Origin of the sequence: Ellagibacter isourolithinifaciens (assembly GCF_008831035.1) — a bacterium.
Taxonomy (GTDB): Bacteria; Actinomycetota; Coriobacteriia; order Coriobacteriales; family Eggerthellaceae; genus Ellagibacter; species Ellagibacter isourolithinifaciens.
This window is the reverse complement of the sequence record NZ_WAJR01000009.1, coordinates 1-26176: the sequence shown is the minus strand read 5'-3', so window position 1 is coordinate 26176 and position 26176 is coordinate 1. Positions and strand designations below refer to the sequence as shown.

Here is a 26176-nt window from a genome sequence, read left to right as displayed (position 1 = left end):
TCGAATTGAATGCATATAGTTAACTATTGTCTATGCAGGGAAAACGCCGCGTTTCTATAGTGATCGCCATGAACTTCGATGCCTGCGGGAGAGAGGGCCCGCAGGATGATATGGAGGGGGAGTCGACCAATGAAACTCAGCGAGAAGCGTTTCCCGAAATTCGATGCGCCGTCGAGCTTTGAAGCGTATGCGGAAAAGGGCGGCACGGTCGAGCAGAACCGCAACGGTCAAAGTTCGCGCAACGCGATAGAGGCGGAAGTGGGCTGCACGGCGCAGGCGCAGCGCACATACGAGGAAGCGCTCGATGCCGTCATCACGTGCGTCGGCGCGCAGAACTCGCTTCGCGAAATCCTGTACAAGACGCTTGCCTTCTGCAAAGTCCCCCGCGAGTTCACCGATGTCGAGGACTTCATCGCGAAAAGCGACGAGGCAGTCTATAGCCATGTGATCCAAACTCCGTTCGAGCTTATCGGCATGCTTGTGCGCGCGGGCGGACTTGACGAGATTCCGCTCGACGGGAAGGGCGGGGAAATCTCCCCCGAGACCCTCGATGCCTTATCCCTCGATGAGCAGGACGACCTCATCGCAACGTATCGCATCGAGACGACTGAAGCGGGTGCGGCTGCGGTCGATTTGCTTTCCCCGGCTCGCCGAATCGAGGCCCAGCTCGCGAAGGACCCGCACCGCGCGGACACCTTCTGGGCGCTTATCGAGTTTTGCAAGACTCCGCGCACCTTCCCGCAAATCAAGGAATACTTCGACGCCACCCCCGAGTTCGCTCACGACGTGGTGGCTCATTCACACCAGCTCGCGCCCGACTTCTATGTCGACAAGCTCGACAAGGCCGGGGCGCTTGTTTGGAGGGGGGCCTGGGTCGCGACCGACGCAGGCAAAACGCTGCTTGAGGCCCATAAGGCCCAAGCTTAGCGCTCTCTAGATATCAGCACGGAAAACGAAAGAGCAAGGAAGAGTAAGAAGGAGGAGGAAAGCTGTGTCTTTGACTATGTCGCGCCGCTCGTTTATGAAAGCGGCAGCCGTAACCGGAGCAGTTGGGGCGCTGGGCTTGGGCTCGGCGCACAATCTGACGCAAAGCGACAAGGCTTGGGCCGACGATGACGTCCAAGAGGTCCGCACCTCGTGCCGCGCGTGCATCGCGAACTGCGGCGTTATCGCCACGGTGCGCAACGGGCGCGTCATCAAGCTGAAGGGCGATCCCATCGACCCCATGTCGAAGGGGCGCATCTGCCCGAAGGGTTTATCCGGCGTGCAGGCACTGTACCATCCGAACCGCAACAAGTATCCCATGAAGCGCGTGGGCGAGAAGCCTGGCAACAAATGGGAGCGCATTTCCTGGGACGAGGCGGCGAAAACCGTCGCTCAGGCGCTCATTGACATGCGTGACAAGACCGGCAAGCACGGTCTGCTCACGTCTACGGGCGGCGGCGGAAACCCGCAGTTCTTCAGCCCGCCGCGCTTCCGCAACTTCTGGGGCGCGGGCAACGTGTTCGAGCCCGGCTGCGCGCAGTGCTATCTGCCGCGCAACTACACCATGCCGCTCGTGAACGGCCTGGGCGACACGTCTATCGCCGACTCCGGCTGCTCGGAGCTCTACAAGCCCGCGCGCTACGGCGGCATCACCGAGGCTTACGTCATCTGGGGCACGGGCCCCGCGTGGCATTCGCCCTCGACTTCCGGCCGTTGCGTGGCTGAGCTGCGCGCGAACGGGTGCAAGACCGTCGTTGTCGACCCGCGCTTCAACGCCGATGCCTCCAAGGCCGACGTGTGGCTGCCGATCAAGCCCGGCACCGACATGGCGATGATGCTCGGCTGGATGCACTACATCATCGAGAACAAGCTCTACGAGAAAATTCCCGGATACGAGGACTTCTGCGAGCAGTGGACGAACCTGCCGTTCCTCGTCGACCCGCGCGACAACGTGAGCTTGCCGCCCGTGGCAGAAGACATCACCAAGGACGGCCAGCTTCTGCGCGCCTCCGAGGTGTTTTCCGACGTCACCGCCGAAAACGAGGGGTATGTGTACTTCGACACGGAGAAGGGCGAGGTCACCAAGGCCTTCGCGCTCGGCCCCGACAACGACGGCACCTACCATCCGCAGCTGTTCGGCACCGTGGACGTGACGCTTAAGGACGGCACGACCATCACGTGCAAGACTGCTTTCCAGGCCTACAAAGACCGTTGCGAGGCCTTCGATTTGGACACGGTCGCGAAGATCACCGGCTGCCAGAAGGAAAAGATCATCGAGGCGATCGAGATCTACTGCTCAAGCCCCCACGGCGGCATCTCGCTGGGCGTGGCGACCGACATGTACCCGGGTTCCGCGCAGGCCGCCATCGGCGCCGCGGCGCTCGACTGCATGACGGCGCACCTGTGGCATCCGGGCTGCCCCGCGAACAAGACGGGCGGGCAGGGCTCCTCGGGGCTCTCTTCCGCCGAGTCGACCATCTTCCCTTCGGGCTTCATCGGCGAGACCGCCTACAAGTTCATGGACGACGAGGCGGTCCTCGAGCGCTTGGGCTACGCCGAGCACAAAGGCCTGGGCGGCTGGATGCACAGCCATATCCCGACTATCCTCTCGGCCATTCTCACCGGCGAGCCCTACCAGCCCAAGGTCTGGATCGAGCGCTCGGGCAACAAGATGGCGGCGCTCGGCAATTCCAGCTCGTGGGTCGACGCGTTCCCGAAGTTCGACCTTATCGTGCACGGCTACATGTACCCGACCTCCTTCACCACCGAAGCGGCCGATATCGTCTTCCCCGTGTGCGAGTGGCTCGAGAACGCCTTCGCCCAGAACCGCCTGAACGTGAACCTCATGCGCAAGCCGGTGACCAACCTGTTCGAGGCTGCCGACGAGATCATGATGTGGGGCAAGATCGCCGAGGCTATGTCTGACCCGTCGAGCGATCTTTACGACGCCAACATGGAGGCGTGCATGGACTCCGAGAAGATCGGAAGCCCCATGGTTCCCGCGTACTGGAAGACGATCAACGAGTACTGGGATTGGGTAGCCCAGCAGGGCGGCGATCCGAGCGTCACCACGATGAAGCAGGCCATGGACGTGTTCCCCGAGGAATGGGCGACCGACGACGAGTACTGGGGCGGCACGGTCTATGACGGCTACTGCAAGGTGAACGCAGGCGGCGGCGCCGGCGGCAAGAAGGGCGACCTCGTTGCGGCAGCGGCAGACGACGGCAAGGTCACCTACACCGGCTTTTCCACCTGCGCTTCCGATATCAAGGACGACCCGAAGAAGTGCGGCCCCTACGCCGACACCATGCTCTACATCGGGCGCCACGGCAAGGAGAAGTTCGAGATGCCCGCGGCTTTAGTGGACTACAACCCCATGCCGTACTATTTCGAGCCCGAGGATCAGACGGACTTCGGCGACGAGTACCCGCTGCGCCTCACCGAGGGCCGCATCCCGTACTACCACCATGGAACGCTGCGCAACAACCCCTACCTGCGCGAGCTCTACCCAGCGCCCGAGCTGTGGATCAGCCCCGAGAACGCCGAGAAGTACGGCATCAAGGACGGCGATTGGGTGAACGTGAAGTCCCCGCGCACCGACGGCAAGGACGTGTTCTGCGACATCACCACGGGCGTCGACAAGAAGACGACGCTCGCCAAGAGCAAGAACGCCGCCGACGGCCCGTCTGAGTTCGCGCCGGGCGAGGAGCTCACCGCGAACGGCCAGTCGATCGTGAAGGACGGCATCTACGGCGTGGCGCGCGTGACGAAGGGCATCGCGGAGGGCTCGGTCTACATGGAGCGCTTCTGGAACCCCGAGTTCCTGGAGGACGGCTCGGACGGCCGCAAGTCCTGGACCACCGAGAACATGAACGTGCTCACCAAGAACACGGGCTACTTCAACCCCGAGTTCGGCACCTACACCCTGCGCGGCATCCACGTGAAGATCGAGAAGGCGCAAAAGCCCGAGGGCGTGTGGTACGACCCGACCGACTTCGAGCCTTGGATGCCCGAGCCCACTGACTTTACGGGAGGAGCGTTTTACCAGTCATGAGTCACTATTGTCTAGTTGTTGACCTCGACCGTTGCTTCGGCTGCCACGCCTGCGAAGTGGCATGCAAGAACGAGAACGGCATAGCACTCGGGGAATATTGGAACCGCGTCATCCAGGTGGGCCCGCACGGCACCTTCCCCGACCTGGAGCAGTATTGGCTGCCGGTCCAGTGCCAGCAGTGCGAGGATGCGCCGTGCGTGCACGTGTGCCCGACGGGCGCGAGCTATCGCGATGCCGACGGCAAGGTGCTCGTCGACAAGGAGAAGTGCATTGGCTGCAAGTACTGCATGATGGCCTGCCCTTACGGTGTGCGCTCGTGGAACGCCGCCGAGAAGGCCGTCGAGAAGTGCACGCTGTGCGGCCACTTGACGGCGGCGGGCGAGCAGCCCGCGTGCGTGGCGAGCTGCTGCGCATCCGCCCGCTTCTACGGTGATTTGGACGATCCGGAATCCGACGTGTCGAAGGCAATCGCCGCTGCGGACGCTTCCTCGGTGCATTCGCTGAAAGACGTCGGGAACAAGCCGGCCACGCGCTACATCCTGTCCAAGAAGATTGCGACCTGGCACGACGTTGACGAGATCTCGCCGGCTTCCGATTCTGCCGACCCGGCATGGTTTGCGAAGGAGGCGTAGGACACATGGAAATCCAGTGGTCATTGGTTTTGTTCACGGCTCTTACGGGCCTTGCCGGATGGCTCTTCGTCTGCGTTGCGGTCGATGAGTTCTTGGGCCGCGCGAAGAAGGCTTCCTTCCCGGCTGCGGTGGTGTCGATCGTTGTTGCCATCGTGGGCGGCTTGGCATCGGTGACGCACCTGTCGCACCCCGACCGCATCATGGGTGCCTTGAGCCACCCCACCTCCGGCATCTTCGTCGAGGCGGTGCTTATTGGCTGCCTTATCGTGTGCGTGGCGGTTTACCTGGTGCTTTTGAAGCGCGGCGCAGGCGTGGGCGCCCGCAAGGCCGTTGCGGTCGTCGGCGCGGTGTTCGGCGTGCTGCTGTCGTTTATGGCGGGCGAGTCTTATCTCATGAGCGCGCGCCCGAACTGGAACACCCAGCTCCTCCCGCTCGGCTACCTGCTGACGGTTGCCCCCGCGGGCATCGCTGCCTACCTCACCGTCGTCGCGGCGGTGGCGGGCAAAGGTGCAGGCGAGGCTGCCGGCAAGGATGCGGCGGCATCGCTTGAGCTGAAGCCTTATCCCATGGCGCTTCTCGTGGCGGGCGTTCTCTCGGCTGTCGGTGTTTTGGCCTACACGCTTTCCGCCGGTGCCTCCGATGGCGCGGCGTTTGGCCTGCTCGCCCTGGCGGTCATCGCGGGTGGCGTTGTGCCCTGCGTGGCGGGCGCTCTTCTGCCGAAGAAGCCCGAGAGCCTGCTGGCCCTCGCTGCCGCGTCGTGCGTGTGCGCGCTTGTGGGCGCCATCGCGTACCGATGCATCATGTGGGTCGTCACGGTTCCCGTGGCCGACCTCTTCATGACGGTCATCTAAAAGCAAGCTCGAATCGAAGGCCCGGTTCCCGGATTCCCACCCTCCAAACGGGGCCGGGCTTTCATCCGAAGGCGCAAAAGGGCGCACCTCGCGCTTTTGTGCTTCTTCGGATGGAACAGCTTCGATCATCTATTCGATAACGAGAGGGGAACAACATGGATGAAGCCGAGATCTCATCGAGCGTGAACGAGATCGTCGAGGTCAACGCGGGGCGTGCGGCGTACTATCGCATGCTCGCCGAGCTTTTGTGGAAAGAGCTCACCCAGGAGCAGATCGACCACCTGGCCGCGCTCGATTTGAAGTCGCTTGCCCAAGGCGATGCTGACCTTGCGGAGGGTTACGGGGACATGGCGAGCTATCTGCGCCGCCGCAACACCGGCACTCGCCAGGAGCTTGCCGTCGACTATGCCCACACCTTTCTTGCCGCGGGGAATTACGAGTCGTTCGCGGCGACGCCGTTCGAGAGCGTGTTCACGTCCGAGATGGGCCTTCTGATGCAGGATGCTCGCGACGAGGTGTACAAGTCCTTCTGCGGCGAGCATATCCAGCCTGACGAGGAGCTCCATACTCCCGAGGATCATCTGTCCTTCGAGTTCGAGTTCCTAGCGACGCTTTTGGAGCGCACGAACGCCGCTTGCCTTGCGGGGGACTTCGAGCGTGCGGCCATGCTTTCGCAAAAGGTGGTCGAGTTCCATAACGACCATCAGCTGAACTGGGTCGACGATTTCTGCGATGCGGTTTGCGACGTCGCCGAGACCCGTTTTTACCGCGGTGTGTCCAAGGTAATCCGCGCCTTCGTGCATATGGAAACCGACGTGATTGCGGATATGGTTGAGGCTTCGGATGCGCTCGCTGCGAGCGCTGCTGCGTAGCCTCCTCACGAAAGACGGGTTGGATCGAATGGGAAAACCGATAACGCGCAGGGCCTTTTTGGCGGGCGGCGGCGCGTTCGCGTCGATGCTCGCTTTAGGCGGCGTGGCGCATGCGGCGGGGACGGGCACAGGGGAGTTGCTGCGGCCTCCGGGAGCGCAGGACGCATCCCGTTTCACGGCGCTGTGCTTGAAGTGCAACCGTTGCGAGAGCGTATGCCCGCAGGGCTGCCTTCGCACGGGGTTGCTCGAGGACGGCCTGCTCAGCTGGCGGACCCCGATTATGGACTTCCACCGGGGGGCATGCGACTTCTGCGGCAAGTGCGAAGACGTCTGCCCGACGGGGGCCATTCTCGGCGCACGCGATGAGTCCCAGGTCATAGGCTTTGCCGAGGTCAATCGCGAGCGTTGCATCGCCTGGGTGCAGGGTGGGTGCCGCGTGTGCGTCGATGCGTGCCCTTACGGGGCCATATCGATCGATGGGTCGAGCCGGCCTGTTGTCGACGAGGCGAAGTGCAACGGGTGCGGGGCGTGCGAGTACGCCTGCCCATCGAATAGCTACCTTACGTTTGCGGGAGGCACCGAGCGCGGGATCAACGTGCGCGTCGCGTTGTCGGCAGGTAGCTCGAAGGGAGGCGATGCCCGATGAACAAGCGGTTCAACTTCAGGCGCGCACGTGGAATCGTCGCGCTTGCCCTTGTCGCGTTCGTGGTCGTGGGCCTTCTCTTCCACATCGGATCGGGCACGCCTTCGGCCTTCGGCATCGACCAGATCGCCGCCGTGTGTCCGCTCGGTGCGCTCGAGGCCCTCTTCGGCGCGAAGGAGTTCATGCTGCATCCGATTATCCTGCTTGCGGCCATGGTCGTTCTCGTCGTCGTTTTCGGCAAGGCGTTCTGTGCTTGGGGCTGCCCCGTTCCATGGCTGCAGAGGTTTTTCCGCCCAAAGAATAAGGCTTCTGGAGGAAAAACCTCAGTTGGTGGTCAAAAGAGCGAGTTGGGGGGCGCATCGCCGGCGTGCTCCTCGTGCGGCGGCGCCTGCAAGCTTGCGCCTTTGGGCGGCGAGCGCGACGGGGTTCAGCTGGATGCGCGCCATGTGGTGCTCGCCGGTACGCTCGCGTCGGCTGCCGTGTTCGGATTCCCCGTGTTCTGCCTGGTGTGCCCCGTCGGCCTGACGTTCGCGACGCTTATCGGCCTTTGGCACCTGTTCCAGTTCAACGAGCCGTCGTGGGCGCTCGTCGTCTTCCCGATTATTCTTGTCTTAGAGCTCACGGTTCTGCGGAAGTGGTGCTCGAAGATATGCCCGATCAGCGCACTCACCTCGCTTATCGCGAACGCGAACCGCACGCTGCGTCCGCGCGTCGACCAATCGAAGTGCTTGCGCGGCGAGGGAATCGATTGCCATTCGTGCGTCGACGCGTGCCCCGAGAAGCTCGACCCCCATTCTGGGCACATTCCCGAATGCTCGAAGTGCGCAGCGTGCATCGAGGCGTGTCCGGCAAAGGCGATCAAGATAAAGCTCTTGAAGTAGCGGTATCGCGATTGCACAGGTCGACGAGGCGAAGGGACGCAATTTACCTTCCCATTTGAAGTCCCCCCTTCAAGTTTTTCAGACACCTCCCAAGACGTCCTTCTCGCCTCGTCGACCTGTGCAATCGCTATCGGCTGCTGCCCTCGCATGCAAGCGGCCTGAGTATCGCGCCAAGTCCCGTTGCTCCAACCCTCTATTGGCCCGCTGTCTCTAGCGTCTGCTGACATCATAATTTCCAGAACGCCCGCGACCTTTCGCGGGCGTTCGTTTTGTATAGGGGAGCTTTCCCTCGGCGCGTAAGCCCATTCTCGGGTATCATAAATAGGTTGTACTTTTGGCATTTAGGAAAGACGAACGATACCCATGATCTTGCAGCTCGAGCATATCTCCAAGTCATTCGGCGGCCGCGTGCTGTTCAGCGACGTCACCTTCAAACTTGAGGAATACGACCGCCTGGCGCTCGTCGGCCCGAACGGCGCCGGCAAAACGACCATGCTCAACATCATCTCCGGCGAGGAAGATGCTGATGAGGGCCGCATCCTGTTCGCGAAGGGCGCGCGTGTGGGCTATCTCGAGCAGGAGGCGATCGAGATGGACGAGCAGCCCATCTTCGATGAGGTTATGGCCTCCCAAGTCGAAGTGCTCGCCGCCGAGAAGCGCCTTCGTACGCTCGAGGAGTCGCTCGGGGAAACCCCCACCGAGCGCGACCTTGCCGCTGCGGGCCGTGCGCGCGACGAGTTCGAGCGGCTGGGCGGATACGTCATCGAGGCGAAGGTGCGCGGCGTGCTGTTCGGACTGGGCTTTAAGGAAGACGACATGCGTCGCATGACGAGCGAGTTCTCGGGTGGCTGGCAGATGCGCATCGCGCTTGCGAAGCTGCTGATCAGAAATCCCGAAGTGCTGCTGCTCGACGAGCCGACGAACCATCTGGACCTGGAGAGCGTGAAGTGGCTCGAAAGCTTCCTTCGCAGCTACTCGGGCACCGTCATCGTTGTCAGCCACGACCGCGCGTTCATGGACAACATGGTCGATCGCGTGGCCGAAGTCGACAACCAGCAGGTCAACCTCTACAAGGGAAACTACACCGCTTACTTGCGTCAACGAGCCGAGCGCATCGAGCGGCTGAAGCAGGAGCGAACCAAGCAGATCGAGGAGATGAAGCGTCTCGAGGCGTTCGTCGAGAAGTTCCGCTACAAGGCGACGAAGGCTCGCCAGGCGCAGGAGCGTGCGGCGAAGCTCGAGAAGCTCAAGGCAGAGCTCGTGGAAATTCCCGAGGAAAAGAAGACGGTGCACTTCAACTTCAAGCAGCCGCCGCGCACGGGCGACATGGTGGTCGAGGCGCGCGGCCTGAGGAAGTCCTTCGGTGACCACCACGTCTACGATGGCTTGGATTTCACGATGTACCGCGGCGAGAAGGTGGCGCTTGTCGGCCCGAACGGCGCTGGCAAGTCGACGCTCCTGAAGATGATCGCCGGCGTGCTCGAGCCCGATGCGGGCGCGATCAAGTACGGCACGCATGTGTCGAAAACCTACTACGCACAGCATCAACTTGAAGAGCTGACCTCGGGAAACACCGTGTTCGAGGAAATCGACCACGTGGCGCCGGGCTGGACGATCAGCCAGGTGCGCACGCTTTTGGGCGCGTTCCTCTTCAATGGCGACGACGTCGACAAGCGCGTGAGCGTGCTCTCCGGCGGCGAGAAGAGCCGTCTTGCGCTGGCGAAGATGCTCGTGGCGCCGCGCCCTCTATTGTGCCTCGACGAGCCGACCAACCACTTGGACATCGCGAGCGCCGACATCTTGGAGCAGGCGCTGAACGCGTTCGAGGGCACGGTGCTGTTCATCACGCACGACAGGCACCTCATCAGGGGCGTTGCGAACCGTATCGTGGAAGTGAAGGACGGACGCGTCACCAACTACGCGGGTGACTACGATTACTACCTATATAAGAGTGGTCAGCTCGATAGTGAGGCTCCGAAGGAATCCTCGCTTGTCGACGAGGTCATGGGAGGCTCGGGAAGTAAGGCCGCGAGCGCGATGAAGGCGGCAGGAAAGGCTCCGGCGTCAGGTAAGACCGGATCGGGCAACACGGCTGGCGCCAGCACTTCGCCGGGTGCGAAGTCGCAGCTCACGGCCCCGCGCGGAAGCGCCCCGAAGACCAAGGAGCAGAAGCGTCGCGAAGCCGAGGCGCGCAATCGGGCCTATGCAGCGCTTAAAGGCCACCGCAAGCGCATTGCCGAGCTCGACAAGCAGATGGAGCGCGATAACGCGCGCATGGCGGAACTGCTCGAACTTATGGCCGACCCCGACTTCTACATCAACGAGGACGCCTCGTCGGACGCCATCGCCGAGCATGCTCAGCTTAAAAAGCGAATCGCTGCGGCGGAGGAAGAGTGGTTCGTGCTTAACGAGGAGCTTGAGGCCGAGATGGAGAAGCAAAAAGCGCAAGCGTGATTCGGGCTTGATGCATCGCGGGCTAGCGGGCGCTTTCCTTCATGCTCAAACAGTCCTGAGCTCGCACGAACAGCTCACTGGGCTGTTCGGCTCGTGCGGAACTGCGCTTGGAGGAAAGCGCCCGCCGGCCCGCTTTTTCTTATACGACGAATCAAGTTGCAAGGAATAAGAGGCAGAAGTGAAACCCCTGAACATTGTGCTTGTCGAACCTGAGATCCCCCAGAATACGGGCAATATCGCCCGCACGTGCGCCTGTACGGGCTCGGTGCTGCATCTGGTAGAGCCGATGGGCTTCCGCCTGACGCAGCGCAACCTGCAGCGTGCGGGCTGCGACTACTGGGACGACGTCGAAATCGTGCAGTGGCCATGCGCCGAGGCGTTCTTCGAGGCGCACGGGGAAGACGAGCTGCACCTGTTCACGGGACACGTGTCGCGCAACTATTCCGATGTGACTTACGGTGAGGGCGCGTTTCTCCTGTTCGGACGCGAGAGCCGCGGGCTTGATGAGGCGTTTATCAAGCGCTATCTCGACGCGTGCGTCCGCATCCCCATGCGCGAGAACGAGCGCAGCTTGAACCTCTCGAACGCCGTGGCCATCGCAACCTACGAGGCCCTCCGCCAACAATCCTGGCCGAACATGCGCTAAGCCCTTACTTAATTTGCGGCCTTCGCTGTGGAGCGAAGTGCGGAGGCCGCAAATAATTTCCAACTTGGGAACTGTCTGAAGCTCTCAATGGGATAAATCAGTATTTGGCGCTTTCGATCATTGCGATATAGTCGCTCGATCTATCCTGCGAGCTCGAATCGGCGTACTTGAAGAACACCCATTGATATGCATAGCCGTTCTCGATGTGCGTGCAAGATTCCATTTGGACTTTCGTGCCGCCTTTAGTATACCCAGATCCCGTTACGACGAAATAATCGTAGGAGCCGATGGTTTCGCTGCTAACTTTTTCATCCTTGCAATCGGCAATAAAATTTGAGGAAAAGCCAATGAAATCATCTTCTACGAAGGCTTCTTGATTGATGGCATCCCTGCTGATAGAGTCTTTGTTGTCGAGACTGCTCCATATATCATGTGGCTTTAAAAACAATGCCTCGGCGGTATCGTCGGTACTGGTGAATACGACACCTCTGCTTTGCTCATCTTTAACCCAACCGCTGGGGACGTCAAATGTGGCTCCGGTGTCGTCGTCGGTGTACGTGTAGCCAGCATATACGATATCCATACGTTGATAGCCTCCATCGCTGTAAAGCCTTGAATCGGTCGGGCTGGTTATTGGTTTTGGCTGGTAATTGGTTATCGTGTATATGTTGAAGACGATGTAAGCCGCCCATAGTAAGAGCGCTATAGCGCCGAGAACCCCAGCGCTGTCTCCGCTCTTGCTTTTCGTGAGCAGCCTGTTCCAGAGTAATCCGAATAACCCTGCCCCGAGAAATCCGTTGAGAAACGATGCAATTTTGCACGAACGAACGATTGGTTTACTCGAATAATAACTCCGATAAATTGTCAATAAATATAATCCTGCGACAATAAAAGATGCAGCGCAGGTTCCTGAGAATACTTTCGATCCGATTGTTGATGAACCGCCCGATAGGTAAACGGAAACAGTCACTGCGAGCACAATTGCTATGTTGGCGAATATGCCAAGCGTTGCGTACCCGCTTTCGGTTTTCCAGACGGATGAAAGCGATCCCCGATTGATGATTGCTGCGTCTTCGCTCGTTGTTCTAGTCACTTTTCTTCCTTTTTGCAATGTAGTTAAAGATGGCGGCGATAAGGGCAATTCCTGTTGCTGTCACCACGAGCAAAACGAGGGGATTTTCAGTCTCGTCTTCCTCTTGATTGTCTCCTTCGTCAACGTTATCTTCATCATCGTCGTCGATGCTAATATGGAGCCTCGTGGTGCGCTCATTTTCTTGAGCTGTAGTCGCTTCGTTGGCGGCTTCGGCATCCTCCTGCGAAACACTATCAGGTGATTCCTCTTCGGGGTCATCGTCGGTTGCGTTTGACTCGGAATCGTTTGAAGGGTCCGATTGCTCCTTCGCATCCGATAGGGCGTCTCCTAACGATAACCCTCGTAGTTCTACATCTGGTGGCTGGCTCGATACAGCGCCTTCTGGTCCGTTGGGGCTGAAATGTGTTCCTCCGTAGTGAGCCTTTGCGAATGCTGGCTGGGGCGTAAGAGTTACTGCAAGCGAGATGGCAACAGCTATCCGCAGAATTGAGCCCGCGCTTTTACGCTGTTTCTTCATCCGAAACCTTGTTTCTCATTGAGACTATTATTTGACTTGGGATTTTCGCTCCGCAATGTGAGCAGAAGATGTCAGTTGGGTTCAAATTGCTTTTACAGTGAGGGCATTGTTCGCCATCTAGTTGATCGTCTTGGCCCTCGTCGGTCGTTGTTTTCTTTTTCTCGCCTCGGTATTTTTTCCAAATATAGATTCCCAAGCCAGGGATAATCGACGCGAGGGATAGCCCCAACCACCATCCGAATAATGACACGCCGTTGCGACCATTTGCGCTCGTTAGGCGATAAGCGGTGCCATAGTTGAGGAAGGCTTGGACTATCCAAATACAGAACAGAACCGGAACGAGTAAAACAAGAATTTCCGGGCCACCCAAACCAAACACCTTCATTTTCTCTCCTTTGCTTTCTGCGCGCACTTGACAGTACTGTCAAGTCTTTCCTACATACTGTAGGAAAGACAATGCCTCCTCTTTGCCTTGATGAAGTTGCCTCCAGGCTGTCTATCGCACCCTCATTAGCATTTGCATACTAAGGTTGCTTGCTGTTTGGTACAATGCACCAAACAGCCCGATTGCATCCTTGATACGCGGAGGTACGGCATGGCGAATCCATGGCGCAAAGCGCTCTCATCATTCTTGTCCATCGTGCTCGTGGCAGGGCTTTTGCCCTGCGCGTCATTCTATGGTTCGGCATGGGCAAGCGATGCCGAATCCGAGGGCTCTGCTGTCGAAGCCGCCCAAGCCTCCGAGTCAACGCAGCTCGCAGCTGTGGCTCAACCTACGGACTCAACGCAGCTCGCAACTGCCGCGCAATCTTCAACCGAGACGCTGCCGTTCGGAAACACCATCTCCGCGGCAGGCAATGATCATTCGGCTGCTATCACCCAGAATGGGGAGCTTTGGACCTGGGGACGCAACTCGGAATTTCAGCTCGGATATTCGTCGAGCGATGAAAAAAACTCTTATACGAACAAGCTCATGGGCAATGTTGCGAGCGTTGCTCTCGCTACAAATTTTTCGGCTGCTGTCAAAAATAACGGGGAGCTTTGGACGTGGGGTTGGAACTATAAGGGCGTGGTCGGCAACGAGGATATGAGCACTCCTCGCGGATTCGCTCCCGCAAAGCTCATGGACGATGTCGTCAGCGTTTCGCTCGGCTATCTGCATGCCGCCGCAATCAAGCGCGATGGGTCGCTCTGGATGTGGGGCGACAATTCGCATGGGCAGTTCGGAAACGGTACGACTGAGGGCAGCACCGTTCCCGTCAAGGTGATGGACGGCGTTTCCTCTGTGTCGCTCGGTCTTGCTCATGCTGGGGTCATCATGCAGGATGGGTCGCTTTGGACCTGGGGGTGGAATATTTATGGGCAGTTGGGGAATGGAACGACCGAGGACAGCAGCGTCCCTGTCAAGGTGATGGACGACGTAGCTTCGGTATCGTTCGGCGGATATAACTCTTCTGCTGTCAAGAAAGACGGCACGCTGTGGGTGTGGGGCAAAGGATCGTTCAATCAAGTGGGAGTAACTTCTTGGGATCAGCTTAAGCCCGTACAATACCTCGAAGGGGTTGTCTGCGCTTCGGTGGGCTACAACCATACTGCCGCCCTCAAGCAGGATGGCACGCTTTGGACGTGGGGCTGCAACAATTACGGACAACTCGGCTACATGACCTTAGAACAACAGTGGACACCTTACCAAGTCATGGACAAAGTTGCCCTTCCTGCGGGTTCGTCGGACGCAGTCCCGTCCGAAACGATCCCCTCCGACCCCTTCACGGCAAGCGCTTGGTTTAAGGCTTCGGGGGGCGATGGTGAAGCTGCGACTGTAGTGAACTGGGATGATGCCTGGTTCAACACCTCTTCGTATACGTACAACCACGATCTTGCCACCACTGCCGCCGTGCTCGCCGCTGCGGCTTATGACGAGTCGTTCGTGAAAAACACGTTGCGAGAACAGCTCGGCTTCAACGCGTTCGATTCGGTGGAATATCACCCCGAAGGGAAAGACTACAACGGCGACTACGACCAGGTTGGCTACTCCATCGAGACGCGTATGACCTCAAACGGCGTGCCGATCATCGCCGTCATCGTGCGCGGCACGCCTGGCAACGGCGAGTGGCTCAGCAACCTCAACGTCGCCGACACGCTGCAGAATTCCGACCAGGAAACGCACGAGGGTTTCAAGGCGGGGGCGCTGCAGGTGCTTCGGGCCCTGCGCAGTTACGTGTTCGACAACGGTATCGACCTCGATAAAGCGCGCGTGCTCATCGCGGGCCACAGCCGGGGCGCTGCGGTGTCGAACATCCTCGGTGCCCGCCTCGACGATGGGCTGACGACCGACGCGGGGACGCTCTCGCCCGACAACGTCTACACCTTCACGTTCGAATCGCCCAACGCCACGCGCGCAAGCAATCGCAGCGATGCCAAGTACGGCAACATCTTCAACATCGTGAACCCCGAGGACGTCGTCATCAAGGTGCCGCTTGGTGAATGGGGCTACGGCCGCTACGGCAATGATCTGGCGCTGCCTTCCAGGTCGAACACGCTTAGAGGCGACTACAAGGCGCAACTGGCAAAGATGAACACGTATTTTGAGCGCTTCAGCGACGGGGAAAAGTACCGGGGCTACCTGACCGGCTCTGTTACCGCTTCATCGATTTCGACGGAGATGGCGATGCTCGCTCGATCGACCTGGTGGTACTACCACAATCGTCTGGCTGGCGTGACACCGCATGAGGTGTTCACGAGTCTCGTGAAGGCGGCCATCATGGATTCCGCCGACAACGGCGACTATGCCATTTTGTACGCAGCGATGGTGATTCCGCAGTACAAGCTCCTGTTCACGGCCATTTTCGGCACGGGAGCGCTCAATGGGGCGTTCATCACGGGAAAGGGCGTGGTGCATGGGCATACGCAGGAAACTTACGTGGCGTGGATGAAAAGCGACGAGGCTGCGATCGGCGAGTTCCCCGAGATATTCGCCCGCAAGAACTATCGCTCGCTGCTCGTTGCCTGCCCGGTTGATGTCAAGGCTTACGACGCCGAGGGCAATCTTGTCGCATCGATTTCCAACGATGAGGTTGACGAGAGCTTGCTCGAAGAGGGTCTTCCCGCGGCGGTAACGTCCGACGGTGTGAAGATGATCGACATTCCCGCTGGCGGCGACTATCGCGTCGAGGTCACTGCGACCGACGGTGGCGAGATGGACGTGACTGTCGAGGAGCGAGATGTCCTAAGCAGCGATCCTGTCAGCGTGAAGAGTTATCAGGGGGTCGCTATCGAGGAAGGCGATGTGTTCTCGCTCGATGCGTCCGCCCAGGATACCCCTACCGATTGCGTGCTTGTGGACGACTCGACCGGTGACGAGGCGAAGGCTTCCTCCGTCGCGTCGGGCTCGGACTTGGAAGAAGCGACGGTGTCCGTTTCCGCGGAAGGTGAAGGCGACGTTTGGGGCGGCGGTCCGGTGGTCGCTGGAGGCAAAATCGCAATCCATGCACGTGCATTGGAAGGCAACGTGTTCATCGGGTGGCAGCGCGAGGGCGCGTCGGGTGAGCGGGAAGCGGTCGCTGGTGGTGCCGATATCGAGGTGCGCGCATCCGAGGATGTGACGTACGTCGCGCAATTCGCGAGCATTCCGTCTGAGTTCCCCGACGTCGACTATGCCGAGTGGTATGCCGAGGGCGTGTCGTTCTGCTCCGCGAAGGGCCTTATCACCGGCTATGCGGAAGGCCCCGATGCCGGTCTGTTCGGCGTGGGCAGGCCCCTTACGCGTGCGCAGTTCGCCATGATTCTCTGGCGCGCAGCCGACCCCGAAGCTGCCGCAGCGTACAAGCCTGCTGACGCGTCCAACACGACGGGTATGGACGATGTCGAGTCCTTCGTGTGGTACACCGGTGCTGCCAACTGGGCTGTTGCCAACCAGGTGATCAACGGTTCTGACAATCGCGACGGCACGTTCAGCTTTATGCCCAATGAGCCGGTGACCGCTGAGCAGGTAGCCAAGATCTTCTGCAACTACGCGAATGGTGGCCAGGCCGGCGATTCGGCTGCCTTGGGCGACTTGACCGATAGCGACGCCATATCCGATTGGGCAGTTGGCTCGGTGGCCTGGGCTAAGGAGTCTGGCCTTGTCAGCGGCTACGATAACCACGACGGGACCTACACGTTCGCGCCCGCCGAGAGTACTTCTCGCGAGCGCGCCGCGACCCTGATCATGAAGGCGTATCGGCAGGGGATTTTGAAGTAGCGTGAAGCCGACGCCTGCGCTGGTGACGTGATCGGCGCGGGCGCCTAGCCGCGATCGCTGCTCGGTGCCTGCCTGTTTTAGGGCGGGCGCCGCTGCTGGCGCTCTGGATTCTCGCGCCCGCAAGCGCAACGTCTCCTCGCTTTCCATCTGCGCACTTTTCGCGCAGGGGAGTGGGGTGCGCGCTTCGCGGGCTTTCCCTTGCGTTACACTTATGACCCATGTCATCACAATATCTTGCCTACATAGTCTGCTCGGTCCTAAGCTTCGTGCCCGCCATCGTGTTTCACGAGGTGGCGCACGGGTTTGCGGCGTACAAGCTCGGCGATCCCACGGCCAAGCGCGTGGGGCGCCTGTCACTTAATCCGCTCAAGCACGTTGACCCGTTCGGCACGGTCATCCTGCCTTTGTGCATGCTCGCGATGAACGGCCCCGTGTTCGGCTATGCGAAGCCGGTACCCTACAACCCGTCCTATTTCAAGAATCCCAAGACGGGCGACGTCATCGTTGGCCTTGCCGGACCTGCGGCGAACCTCGTGATGGCCGCCTTCGCCGGCGCCATCGCCTGGGCTCTCTACGGCCAAGCTCCCGCGCTTGTCGCGCAAAGCGGGGCGTTCGCGTACTTCTACCTCATGTTCCTGCCCATGTTCGCCCTCATCAATCTCTACCTGCTCTTTTTCAACTTGCTGCCGATTCCGCCGCTTGACGGCTCGTCGGTGCTCGCGCTTTTCATCCCGAAAAAGCACATGAGCACGTACTACCGCGTGCAGCAGTACGCCATGCCCGTCTTCATGATCGTCCTCATCGTTCTACCGTATGTCCTGCACGTGAATCCCGTCGGCGTCTATCTCGACGTCACGGCGGGCAATGTGGCCAACCTGCTGTTCCCGTTCAGGGTTTCCTAGGGGGGCGAAGCTGTGTCCTACAAAGTCCGCACTGCAAGCTTCGAGGGCCCGTTCGATCTTCTGCTGTACCTGGTGAGCGGGCAGAAAGTCGATATTGGCGCCATTTCGATCACCGAGATCGCCGACCAATACCTTGCTGAGGTCACGCGCATGAAGAACCTCGACCTCGACGTGGCGAGCGATTTTCTGCTCGTGGCCTCGACGCTGCTCGAGATTAAGGCGCAAAGCCTCATCCCGCAGGATACGCCCGAAATCGACGACGATATCGCGGAGCTCACCCCGAGCGAGGCACGAGATATCCTGGTCGAGCGGCTGCTTGCCTACAAGCAGTACAAGAACGCGAGCGCCGCCCTTCATGCTCGCTTCGTGTCGGAAGGCCGCATGCACACGCGTCCGTTCGGACCCGACGCGTGCTTCTTGAACCTCATGCCCGACTACCTGAAAGACGTCACGCTCGACGGTCTCGCGCTCACGTGCGCCCGTGCGCTGGCCCGACGCGATGTATTCCTCCTGGAAAGCGAGCATATCGCCGCAAAGCCTATTCCCGTCGAGACGCACGTGCGGGCCATCCACCAGCGCATCGTCAACCGCGGACACCTGCGGTTTTCCGACTTGGTCGACGAGCGCACGCCGACGCCGGTCGTTGTCGTGACATTCCTCGCGGTGCTCGAGCTCTACAAGCGCTCCATGGTGAAGATCAACCAAGACGAGCTGTTCGGCGATATCTCGATCGACTACATCGAAGGGTCGGGCGAGCTTGACCTGACGGGCGAAGATGCGCTCACGTCGGTGGGCGAGGAGGAGTAACCATGTTCGAAGGTTTGCAGAAAGACCAGCTCGCAGGCGCAATTGAGGCAATGTTGTTCGTGACCGACGAGCCGGTGGGCACCATCGCGCTCGCCGACATGCTCGAGGTTGACCCCGCCGATGTCGAGAGCGCCCTTGTGGGGCTTCGCGACAAGCTCGAGGCCGAAAACCGCGGCATCCAGCTGCGTGAAGTGGCGGGCGGCTGGCGGCTGTACACGCATCCCGCTTACCACGAGCTCATCGAGAAGTACGTCCTTTCCTGGGACACGCGCAAGCTCTCCCAAGCCGCCATGGAAACGCTCGCAATCGTGGCGTATACCCAGCCTACGACGCGCGCCCAGGTGGCGAGCGTGCGCGGCGTGAACTCCGACAGCTCCATCAACTCCCTGGTGGAAAAGGGCCTCGTGCGCGAGGCGGGGACCGCGGACACGCCGGGCAACCCCACTCTTTACGCCACGACGCGCGCGTTTTTGGAGAAGTTCGGCCTGCGCTCCACCGCCGATTTGCCCGACCTTTCCGAGTTCGCCCCCGACGATTCCACGCGCACGCTCATTCGCGAGCGTCTTTCCGCAGCTCACGAAGCAAGCGGTACCGCGCTCGAGCGCGACGAGGGCGACGTGCTCGAGCGCGTCGTGTACGACGACGAGGAGGGCGACATGAGCGGGGCTGTCGCGGGCGAGGCGCTTGTGGGACATACGGCGCCCGAGTCGCTGTTCTCGCAGGATGCGGGTTTTCGTGCGGCTGCGTCGCGTGACGAGGCAGGGGAAGACGGCGATGGCAAGGGCTTTTCCGGCATGGACGACGGTTCGGCGCAGGAGATGCTTCGCCAGGCCATGGCTCAGGGCTTCGGCGTGGTCGACAAGATCGACTTCGACGAGCTCACGTTCGAAACGGAAGACGAGTAGCCATGATGCGCCTGCAGAAGTTTCTTGCGCGCGCGGGTGTTGCGTCGCGCCGCCACGCCGAAGAACTCATCGTCGCCGGTCGCGTTATGGTGAACGGACAGCCTGCTGAGCTGGGGTGCTCGGTCGATCCTGGCAGCGACGAGATTCGCGTCGACGGCGGAGCGCCGGTGCGTCTTGCCGAGGGCGACGTTACAATCATGCTTCACAAGCCCGCCGGTTACGTCACCACGATGGACGACCCCCAGGGGCGAGCTACGGTGGCCGACCTCGTCCCCGCCGATCGGTTCCCGGGGCTGTTCCCGGTGGGGCGCCTCGATCGCGACACGACGGGCCTTCTTCTCTTCACGACCGACGGCGAGCTTGGAAACGCGCTTCTGCATCCGCGCCGCCATGTGGAGAAACGCTACCTTGCCCTGGTCGAAGGGACGCTCGATGCTAAGGCGCTTGAGCGGTTGCGCCGTGGTGTTGCGCTCTCCGACGGCATGACGCTTCCCGCTCGTGCCGAGCTTTTGCGGGGCGGTGATGCGCAAAAGGCCGCGCGTGCGATCGGGACGGGCAAGGGCGCGGGCGGCATCAACGCCTCGCATACTGGCAAGCGCAGCCGGGCGGTCCGTGAGAAGACGGGGAGCTATGTGCTCGTCGGCTTGCGCGAGGGCCGTAAGCGGGAGGTTCGCCGTATGCTCGAGGCGGTGGGTTATCCGGTCATCGCACTGCATCGCTCTTCCTTTGGTCCGCTTGAGCTGGGGGATTTACCCCGCGGCTCATGGCGCGAGCTCGCAGATGTGGAAGTAGGCGAACTTAAAGCCGCAATCCAGTCGTAACTGCTAAACTAACGGATTGCTGCCCAGGCGATAAGAATCCGGGCACGCGAGGAAAAGGTATGCGCATGTCTGAAGATATAACAAGCAAGGCTCCTCACGGGTTCGACCACATCGTAGTGGTTGGCCTGGGGCTTATCGGTGCATCGCTTGCGGCCGCCATCTCGAAGTCCGACCCCGATATCGAGGTGTTCGGGGTTGACGTCGATTCGCCGACTTGCGGCGAGGCAATCTCGCGTGGGTGGGTGGCGAACGCTTGCGCCCCTGAAAGCGAGGCGTTCTCTGATTTCGTGAAGGACCGTGCAGATCTCGTCGTCTTGGCGACGCCGGTTGCTGCGGTCGACGATTACCTGCGCCTTCTGCGCGATTGGGATTACCGCGGTGTTATAACCGACACGCTTTCCACGAAGGCGCATATCCTTGCGGCGACGGCTGAGATTCTGCCTTACCGCCGCAATTACGTGCCAGGCCACCCCATGGCAGGTTCGGAGAAGAACGGCATCGACGGCGCCCGCCCCGATCTTTTCGAGGGCGCTAACTGGATTCTGTGCCCCGACGCGGACACGCCGCCCGAGCATTTCCAGCGTCTGCATGAGCTCATCACGAGCTTGAACGCGCGCGTGGTTGCCATAGCGCCTGATGAGCATGATGATTCCATTGCCGTTGTAAGCCATGTTCCGCATATCATCGCGGCTTCGCTCGTCCAGCTGGCGCATCGCCACGCCGACGAGCAGCAGTCGCTCATGCGCCTTGCGGCAGGCGGCTTCAAGGATTCCACGCGCATCGCGGCGGGCTCTTCGAAGCTATGGTGCGGCATCGCGTTCGACAACGCCTGCGCGCTCACGAGCGGATTGCGCGAGATGCAGGGCATCATCGGCGATTTCGCCGACGCCATCGACGCGCACGATCGCGAGGCGACGACTCGTCTTCTCGAGGAGGCGGCACAGGCCCGCCGTGCTCTGCCCGCCGCTTGGGTTCCCTCGACCGACAAGCTCCTCGAGGTTCGCATTCCCATGTCCGATCGAAAGGGCGTGGTCGCGGAAGTCACGACGATCGCGAGCTCCGCTGGCTGTAATATCCAATCGATCGAAATCGATCACATCACCGAGGATCGCGCCGTGCTCTCGCTCGTTCTAACTGACGAGGGCGATGTTGGGAAGCTGTCTGCCCAGCTCATCGACGCGGGCTTCTCGGTGTCGTTCAATCCGCTCTCTCCGAAGGAGCATATCCATGTCGATTAACGATCAACTGGCGTTCGTCGTGCGCAACGACGCCGCAACGTCTGCCGATCCTGTAGTTGCGGCAGAGCAGGCGACCCTTATCGAGCCGCTCGCCCGCCCGCTGTCCGGTGTGGTGCGCGTCCCCGGCGACAAGTCGATCTCGCATCGTTCGGTGCTCTTCTCCGCGATGGCCGAAGGCGCTTCGCACGTGTCCGGCGTGCTCGACTCCGCCGATGTGCGCTCTTCCATCGGCGCCGTGCGCGCTCTGGGCGCCGAGGTCAACCTCGAAAAGCGGCCCGACGGAAGCCTCGCAGGCGACATCCGCGGCTGGGGTGGCTTAGGTCCTTCACAGCCGGAGGGCGCCATCGACTGCGGCAATTCCGGTACGACGGTTCGCCTGCTCATGGGCGTTCTCGCGTCGTGGGACATCACCGTCGAGCTTACGGGCGACGATTCCCTTCGCCGCCGCCCGATGCGCCGGATTGCGGCCCCGCTCGAGCTGATGGGTGCTCGATTCGCGCCGGAAGGTGCGACGACGCTCCCGCTCTCCATCACGGGAACGCGCGGTCTCGCTGCGATTTCTTATGATTCGCCGGTCGCCTCCGCCCAGCTGAAAACAGCGATTCTGCTCGCTGGCATCTTCGCGTCGGGCACGACGAGCGTTCACGAGCCGGCGCCCTCTCGCAATCACACCGAGCTCATGCTCCCCGGCTTCGGCGTCGACGTCGAAGCGGCGCCAGGGGAGGCTTCCGTTGCTGGTGGGCAGAGCCTTCACGCCTGCGACGTCGATGTCCCGGGCGACCCCTCGTCTGCGGCGTTCATGGCGTGCGCGGCGGCTCTTCGTCCCGACAGCACGATCGACATTGAGAACGTGAGCTTGAACGAGGCGCGCATCGGCTTCGCACGGGTGCTCGAGCGCATGGGCGCCGACATCACCCTGAAGCCGACGGGCAGCGCGGGGGAGGAACCTTGCGGCACCATCTCGGTTTCCTACGTCGAGCATCTGCGCTCGTGCGAGGTCGTGGGGCGCGAGATCGCCTCGCTCGTCGATGAGATTCCCGTGCTCGCCCTTGTAGCTGCCCACGCGGAAGGCACGACGGTCTTTCACGAGGTGGGGGAGCTGCGCGTGAAGGAGACCGACCGTCTCGCGGCCATCTTGGAGGGGCTTTCCAAGCTTGGCGTGCGCGCGTGGGCCGAAGGCGATGACCTGCATATCGAGGGCAAGCCGGGTCTCGTCGTGCCCGAGGGGCTCGTGTTCGATTCCCTGGGCGACCATCGTCTTGCGATGACCTGGTCGCTTGTTGGCTTCACGGGAGCCCATCCCGTGTCTATCCGTGATTTTGAGGCAGTTCGCGTAAGCTATCCGGGCTTTCGCGCCGATATTGAAAGGCTGGCGAAATGATCGTCGCAATCGATGGCCCCTCGGGGGCAGGCAAGTCAACCGTCGCTAAGGCAGCGGCAAAGCGGCTCGGGTTCTCGTGCCTTGACACGGGGGCAATGTACCGCGCCATCGCGTGGAAGGCACTCGCCGACGGCGTTTCCTTCGACGACGTCGAGGCGCTCGGCGCGATCGCGCGCGACAACGAAATCGAGTTCGGGCATGTCGAGGGCGACCCCGTTCCCCGTCGTGTCTTCATCTCGGGCACGGAAGTGACCGATGCCATCCGCACGTCCGAAATCGACCGCGCCGTGGGGCCAGTTGCCGCCGTTCCCGCAGTTCGCGAGGCGCTTGTCGCCCAACAGCAGCGCATCGGTCGCGCGGGCGACTACGTGGTCGAAGGCCGCGACATCGGCACGGTCGTTTTCCCCGAGGCTCCCGTGAAGGTGTTCCTCACGGCAAGCGCGGAGGAGCGTGCAACCCGTCGTGTCAAGCAGAACGAGGAGCGTCACGTGGGTTCGACGAACTACGAGGAGGTTCTCGCCGACATCAAGAAGCGCGACGAAATCGATTCCTCGCGCGCCGCGTCGCCCCTCAAACCGGCGGAAGACGCCGTGCATCTCGATTCCACCGGCAAAACCATCGAGGAAATCATCTCCTTCATCTGCTTGCGTGCCGAGCAGGCTCAGGGGTAATCGCAAAATGGCGTCCGGCCTCTCGAGGCGGGGCGCCCAACTTGCAGGGTTCGCGCGCATATTCAAGAGAAAGGGCTGCGCATGAGCGTCTTTCTGCCATACGAGAAGATGTGGGACATGCCGCTCGGGGGCACGTCGACCGAAAAGCAGATTCCCCATTGGTTTGGGAACATCGTTTGGGTGGTCGTCGCCTTCGTGTTCAAAATCTGTTTCCGCTATCGCGTCGACGGGCGCGAGAACCTGCGGGCATTCAACAAGAAATCGGGCGTGCTCCTTGTGGCAAACCACACGTCGTTTCTCGACGTGGCCTGCATGTACATCGCATGCCGTCCCAGCCAGTGGGTGCGCCTGCTCGGCCGTGAGACGCTCTTCGACAACGCCCGCGGTCTTGTGGGCCAGATTCTCTCGCGCGTCGGCGCATTCCCCATCAAACGCGATGCGGCCGACCGCGTGGCCATCAAGCGCGCGACGCGCAACCTGAAGAACAACGAGCTCGTCGGCATCCTCCCCGAGGGAACGCGCCGCGGTAAGGGAACCAAGAAGCCCGAAATCCATTCCGGCGCCGCGTTCATCGCGAAGATGGGGCATGCGCCTATCCTCCCTATGACCGTGCGCAATGCCGAGTATGTGAAGCAGAAGGGCAAGTTCTTCCGTTTCCCCAAGATCACGATGGAGTTTGGGTCGCCCCTGCTCGTCGGTGATTTCGACTTCCTTCCTAAGGAAGACCGCCTGGAAGGATGCACGTGGTACGCGATGCGCGAGTGCTTCGCCCTCTCCCAGCGCGTGCCGCGCGATGAGGTCGACATGGTGGCACTGTTCCCTGACGGGCGCGATTTCACGGACGTGTTTGCGAATCATGCGATTCCCGAGCACACTCCCGAGGAGATTATCGCGGCGAAGGAGTCGAAATGAACGTGACGCGTGCGAAATGCGCGGGAGCCTGCTACGGGGTCCAGCGCGCGCTCAACATGGCGCTTGATACCGTGTCGGAAGGATCGCGCGCCGTCACGCTTGGCCCGCTGATTCACAACCCTCAGGTCGTGGCGCAGCTTGCCGAGCGGGGTATCCGCGCTGTCGAAAGCCCCGAGCAAGCCGTCGAGGGCAGCGTCATTATTCGCAGCCATGGTGTTACGCCACAGGTCAGACGCGAGATAGAGGCGCGCGGGCTTCCCGTGGTCGATGCGACGTGCCCCCATGTCGCTCGGGCGCAGAAGGCGGCAGCGAAGCTCGCTCGCGAATGCGGGCACGTCGTCGTCGTGGGAGAAGCAGGCCATCCCGAGGTCGAGGGGCTTGTCGCCTACGCGCGAGAGGCTGGCGGAGAAGTGCTCGTCGCCGGGCGGGAGGCGGACGTGCCAGCAGGCCTTTCGGGCAAGGTGGGGGTGGTGGTGCAGACCACCCAGACGCGCGAGGCGTTCGAGGAGGTGCTTGCGGCGCTTCGCGATCGTGGCGTCGAGTGCGTGGTGAAGGATACGGTGTGCCTCGCGACGCGCGAGCGGCAGGAATCCGCGGCGGCGCTTGCCCGGGAGGTCGATGCGATGATCGTCATCGGTGGGCGCAACTCATCGAATACGACCCGTCTTGCCGAGATTTGCTCGTTGGTGTGTGGGAATACGCATCACATCGAGCGCGCTTCTGAGCTCGATCCTGTCTGGTTTGACCAGTGCACCGAGGTGGGAATCACGGCGGGTGCGAGCACGCCAGAAGATCAGATCGCCGCCGTCGAAGCGCGCATCGCTAGCTTGGGGTAGAGCGGAGTCTTCTATTCTTTGAAAGCGTGCGGGCTCGTTGAAGGCGCCGCCTCCTGCGCGGCGCTTCTGTCCCACGAGATAGAAGCGCCGGAGGGTAGCCGCGCATATATAAGCAGCGTGCCGAAGTGAAATCTCCTCTGCGGGGCGAATGCCGGAGGCGATCGCCCTATCTATCTATCTATTTGAGAGGCCGGGCGCAACTGAGAGTCGCCCGGCCTCTTTGCATAGCAAGGGGCGTCGCCGTAGGGCGGAGGGAATCCCTCTGCGGCGGGGAGCCCCCTGCGGCGAAGCGCCCCTATATGCAGGGTCGCATTCTCGCCTCCCAACGCCCTTCCTGGGCTTATGGAGGGAATGTGTGCGGGGCGCGAAGGGCAATAGAAGCGCGTCGCCCCAGGTCGTACGGCGAAAACGTCCCTTAATGCGCCCCTTCCCGGGAAAAAGGCGGGAAAGCCCCCTTGACGGCAGGCGAAGGGTCGCGTAATATATCTCCTTGCGCCGCGGACGGAAGGAAGCGGCGGGGCGGGGCGGATAAGACGCCCCGGGAACCTTGAAAACCGGATACCGAGGAAAACGGATAGGAACGCGTGCGGGGCCCCCGCCGGCGATGAGGCCGGCGGAGATCTCCGACGAGAGACCAATTCCATAAAGGAGCCCGATCCCGGGCTCCGAACCATCATTCCGATGGCTTTTTCTTTATTTTGATTCGAACTTAGGCGCCCCTCAAGGGGGCGCCCGAACGAAGAGTTTGATCCTGGCTCAGGATGAACGCTGGCGGCGTGCCTAACACATGCAAGTCGAACGGTTAAGGCGGCTTCGGCCGCGGATAAAGTGGCGA

At 61.2% G+C, this 26176-nt stretch carries 22 protein-coding genes and 1 rRNA gene; 20 read left to right on the top strand and 3 right to left on the bottom strand.

Translation table 11 applies throughout. The features are described from left to right. Window positions 1-129: 129 nt before the first annotated feature. The 9 genes from F8C90_RS05040 (at window position 130) to F8C90_RS05000 (ending at window position 11018) form a co-directional block, all read left to right on the top strand. The gene (locus tag F8C90_RS05040) at window positions 130-927 is read left to right on the top strand and encodes a hypothetical protein (RefSeq protein ID WP_158049368.1); all 798 of its coding nucleotides are present in this window, start codon (window positions 130-132) and stop codon (window positions 925-927) included. 64 nt (window positions 928-991) lie between these two features. Then, a complete protein-coding gene (locus F8C90_RS05035) occupies window positions 992-4039 on the top strand; it encodes a molybdopterin-containing oxidoreductase family protein (protein ID WP_158049367.1) in 3048 nt (1015 codons plus the stop codon). After that, on the top strand, window positions 4036-4671 hold the full coding sequence (locus F8C90_RS05030) for a 4Fe-4S dicluster domain-containing protein (protein WP_158049366.1): 636 nt from the start codon (window positions 4036-4038) through the stop codon (window positions 4669-4671). Before F8C90_RS05035 ends, F8C90_RS05030 begins: the two co-directional genes overlap by 4 nt. A 5-nt stretch (window positions 4672-4676) precedes the next feature. After that, the gene (locus F8C90_RS05025; RefSeq protein ID WP_158049365.1) at window positions 4677-5522 is read left to right on the top strand and encodes a DmsC/YnfH family molybdoenzyme membrane anchor subunit; all 846 of its coding nucleotides are present in this window, start codon (window positions 4677-4679) and stop codon (window positions 5520-5522) included. A 155-nt stretch (window positions 5523-5677) separates the two neighbouring features. Continuing rightward, window positions 5678-6394, top strand: coding sequence for a TorD/DmsD family molecular chaperone (locus F8C90_RS05020; protein WP_158049364.1), 717 nt, complete (start codon window positions 5678-5680; stop codon window positions 6392-6394). Window positions 6395-6422: 28 nt separating this feature from the next. After that, window positions 6423-7040, top strand: a complete 618-nt coding sequence (locus F8C90_RS11295) for a 4Fe-4S dicluster domain-containing protein (RefSeq protein WP_170264551.1) — start codon at window positions 6423-6425, stop codon at window positions 7038-7040. Next, window positions 7037-7918, top strand: coding sequence for a 4Fe-4S binding protein (locus F8C90_RS05010; RefSeq protein WP_158049362.1), 882 nt, complete (start codon window positions 7037-7039; stop codon window positions 7916-7918). The genes F8C90_RS11295 and F8C90_RS05010 overlap by 4 nt, the downstream gene beginning before the upstream one ends. A 363-nt stretch (window positions 7919-8281) precedes the next feature. Further along, window positions 8282-10372 carry a ribosomal protection-like ABC-F family protein gene (gene abc-f / locus F8C90_RS05005; RefSeq protein WP_158049361.1) on the top strand — a complete coding sequence of 697 codons (2091 nt, stop codon included), beginning with the start codon at window positions 8282-8284 and terminating at the stop codon, window positions 10370-10372. Between the two features lie 178 nt (window positions 10373-10550). Continuing rightward, window positions 10551-11018: a tRNA (cytidine(34)-2'-O)-methyltransferase gene (locus F8C90_RS05000; RefSeq protein WP_343030125.1), complete on the top strand. Its 468-nt coding sequence runs from the start codon at window positions 10551-10553 to the stop codon at window positions 11016-11018. 97 nt (window positions 11019-11115) lie between these two features. Here the strand turns inward: F8C90_RS05000 and F8C90_RS04995 are convergent, their stop codons facing one another. From F8C90_RS04995 to F8C90_RS10915, 3 genes are read right to left on the bottom strand one after another with little or no spacing between them, the layout of a single operon-like run. After that, the gene (locus F8C90_RS04995) at window positions 11116-12111 is read right to left on the bottom strand and encodes a hypothetical protein (protein ID WP_158049360.1); all 996 of its coding nucleotides are present in this window, start codon (window positions 12109-12111) and stop codon (window positions 11116-11118) included. Next, a complete protein-coding gene (locus F8C90_RS04990; protein WP_158049359.1) occupies window positions 12104-12628 on the bottom strand; it encodes a hypothetical protein in 525 nt (174 codons plus the stop codon). Before F8C90_RS04990 ends, F8C90_RS04995 begins: the two co-directional genes overlap by 8 nt. Next, window positions 12612-13013, bottom strand: a complete 402-nt coding sequence (locus F8C90_RS10915) for a zinc ribbon domain-containing protein (protein ID WP_170264550.1) — start codon at window positions 13011-13013, stop codon at window positions 12612-12614. The genes F8C90_RS04990 and F8C90_RS10915 overlap by 17 nt, the downstream gene beginning before the upstream one ends. A gap of 210 nt (window positions 13014-13223) precedes the next feature. Between F8C90_RS10915 and F8C90_RS04980 the strand changes: the two genes are divergently transcribed. The 11 genes from F8C90_RS04980 to F8C90_RS04930 form a co-directional block, all read left to right on the top strand. Further along, window positions 13224-16868: an RCC1 domain-containing protein gene (locus F8C90_RS04980; protein WP_158049358.1), complete on the top strand. Its 3645-nt coding sequence runs from the start codon at window positions 13224-13226 to the stop codon at window positions 16866-16868. 218 nt (window positions 16869-17086) lie between these two features. Then, a complete protein-coding gene (locus F8C90_RS04975) occupies window positions 17087-17770 on the top strand; it encodes a site-2 protease family protein (protein WP_158049357.1) in 684 nt (227 codons plus the stop codon). Between the two features lie 12 nt (window positions 17771-17782). Then, a complete protein-coding gene (locus F8C90_RS04970) occupies window positions 17783-18577 on the top strand; it encodes a segregation and condensation protein A (RefSeq protein ID WP_158049356.1) in 795 nt (264 codons plus the stop codon). Window positions 18578-18579: 2 nt separating this feature from the next. Continuing rightward, entirely contained in the window at window positions 18580-19482 is a 903-nt protein-coding gene (gene scpB, locus F8C90_RS04965; protein WP_158049355.1) for an SMC-Scp complex subunit ScpB, read from the top strand. A 2-nt stretch (window positions 19483-19484) separates the two neighbouring features. Continuing rightward, window positions 19485-20303, top strand: coding sequence for a pseudouridine synthase (locus F8C90_RS04960; protein WP_158049354.1), 819 nt, complete (start codon window positions 19485-19487; stop codon window positions 20301-20303). Between the two features lie 65 nt (window positions 20304-20368). Further along, complete coding sequence (locus F8C90_RS04955) at window positions 20369-21541, top strand: prephenate dehydrogenase/arogenate dehydrogenase family protein (RefSeq protein WP_158049353.1); 1173 nt, start codon at window positions 20369-20371, stop codon at window positions 21539-21541. Further along, a complete protein-coding gene (gene aroA, locus F8C90_RS04950; protein WP_158049352.1) occupies window positions 21531-22922 on the top strand; it encodes a 3-phosphoshikimate 1-carboxyvinyltransferase in 1392 nt (463 codons plus the stop codon). Before F8C90_RS04955 ends, aroA begins: the two co-directional genes overlap by 11 nt. Then, window positions 22919-23593, top strand: a complete 675-nt coding sequence (cmk, locus tag F8C90_RS04945; protein ID WP_158049351.1) for a (d)CMP kinase — start codon at window positions 22919-22921, stop codon at window positions 23591-23593. Before aroA ends, cmk begins: the two co-directional genes overlap by 4 nt. An 81-nt stretch (window positions 23594-23674) precedes the next feature. Then, a complete protein-coding gene (locus tag F8C90_RS04940; RefSeq protein ID WP_158049350.1) occupies window positions 23675-24505 on the top strand; it encodes a lysophospholipid acyltransferase family protein in 831 nt (276 codons plus the stop codon). Further along, window positions 24502-25341 (top strand): 4-hydroxy-3-methylbut-2-enyl diphosphate reductase, encoded by an 840-nt coding sequence (gene ispH, locus F8C90_RS04935; RefSeq protein WP_158049349.1) that lies wholly within the window; start codon window positions 24502-24504, stop codon window positions 25339-25341. Before F8C90_RS04940 ends, ispH begins: the two co-directional genes overlap by 4 nt. A 733-nt stretch (window positions 25342-26074) precedes the next feature. Continuing rightward, window positions 26075-26176 (top strand): 16S ribosomal RNA (locus tag F8C90_RS04930); the annotation flags it as partial.

What these genes read in the sequence shown, in the direction of transcription:
- F8C90_RS05040 (WP_158049368.1), top strand. Translation starts at nt 130, where the DNA reads ATGAAACTCAGCGAGAAGCGTTTCCCGAAATTCGATGCGCCGTCGAGC.
- F8C90_RS05030 (WP_158049366.1), top strand. Translation starts at nt 4,036, where the DNA reads ATGAGTCACTATTGTCTAGTTGTTGACCTCGACCGTTGCTTCGGCTGC.
- F8C90_RS05025 (WP_158049365.1), top strand. Translation starts at nt 4,677, where the DNA reads ATGGAAATCCAGTGGTCATTGGTTTTGTTCACGGCTCTTACGGGCCTT.
- F8C90_RS05020 (WP_158049364.1), top strand. Translation starts at nt 5,678, where the DNA reads ATGGATGAAGCCGAGATCTCATCGAGCGTGAACGAGATCGTCGAGGTC.
- F8C90_RS11295 (WP_170264551.1), top strand. Translation starts at nt 6,423, where the DNA reads ATGGGAAAACCGATAACGCGCAGGGCCTTTTTGGCGGGCGGCGGCGCG.
- F8C90_RS05010 (WP_158049362.1), top strand. Translation starts at nt 7,037, where the DNA reads ATGAACAAGCGGTTCAACTTCAGGCGCGCACGTGGAATCGTCGCGCTT.
- abc-f (WP_158049361.1), top strand. Translation starts at nt 8,282, where the DNA reads ATGATCTTGCAGCTCGAGCATATCTCCAAGTCATTCGGCGGCCGCGTG.
- F8C90_RS04990 (WP_158049359.1), bottom strand. Translation starts at nt 12,628, where the DNA reads ATGAAGAAACAGCGTAAAAGCGCGGGCTCAATTCTGCGGATAGCTGTT.
- F8C90_RS10915 (WP_170264550.1), bottom strand. Translation starts at nt 13,013, where the DNA reads ATGAAGGTGTTTGGTTTGGGTGGCCCGGAAATTCTTGTTTTACTCGTT.
- F8C90_RS04980 (WP_158049358.1), top strand. Translation starts at nt 13,224, where the DNA reads ATGGCGAATCCATGGCGCAAAGCGCTCTCATCATTCTTGTCCATCGTG.
- F8C90_RS04975 (WP_158049357.1), top strand. Translation starts at nt 17,087, where the DNA reads ATGTCATCACAATATCTTGCCTACATAGTCTGCTCGGTCCTAAGCTTC.
- scpB (WP_158049355.1), top strand. Translation starts at nt 18,580, where the DNA reads ATGTTCGAAGGTTTGCAGAAAGACCAGCTCGCAGGCGCAATTGAGGCA.
- F8C90_RS04960 (WP_158049354.1), top strand. Translation starts at nt 19,485, where the DNA reads ATGATGCGCCTGCAGAAGTTTCTTGCGCGCGCGGGTGTTGCGTCGCGC.
- F8C90_RS04955 (WP_158049353.1), top strand. Translation starts at nt 20,369, where the DNA reads ATGTCTGAAGATATAACAAGCAAGGCTCCTCACGGGTTCGACCACATC.
- aroA (WP_158049352.1), top strand. Translation starts at nt 21,531, where the DNA reads ATGTCGATTAACGATCAACTGGCGTTCGTCGTGCGCAACGACGCCGCA.
- cmk (WP_158049351.1), top strand. Translation starts at nt 22,919, where the DNA reads ATGATCGTCGCAATCGATGGCCCCTCGGGGGCAGGCAAGTCAACCGTC.
- F8C90_RS04940 (WP_158049350.1), top strand. Translation starts at nt 23,675, where the DNA reads ATGAGCGTCTTTCTGCCATACGAGAAGATGTGGGACATGCCGCTCGGG.
- ispH (WP_158049349.1), top strand. Translation starts at nt 24,502, where the DNA reads ATGAACGTGACGCGTGCGAAATGCGCGGGAGCCTGCTACGGGGTCCAG.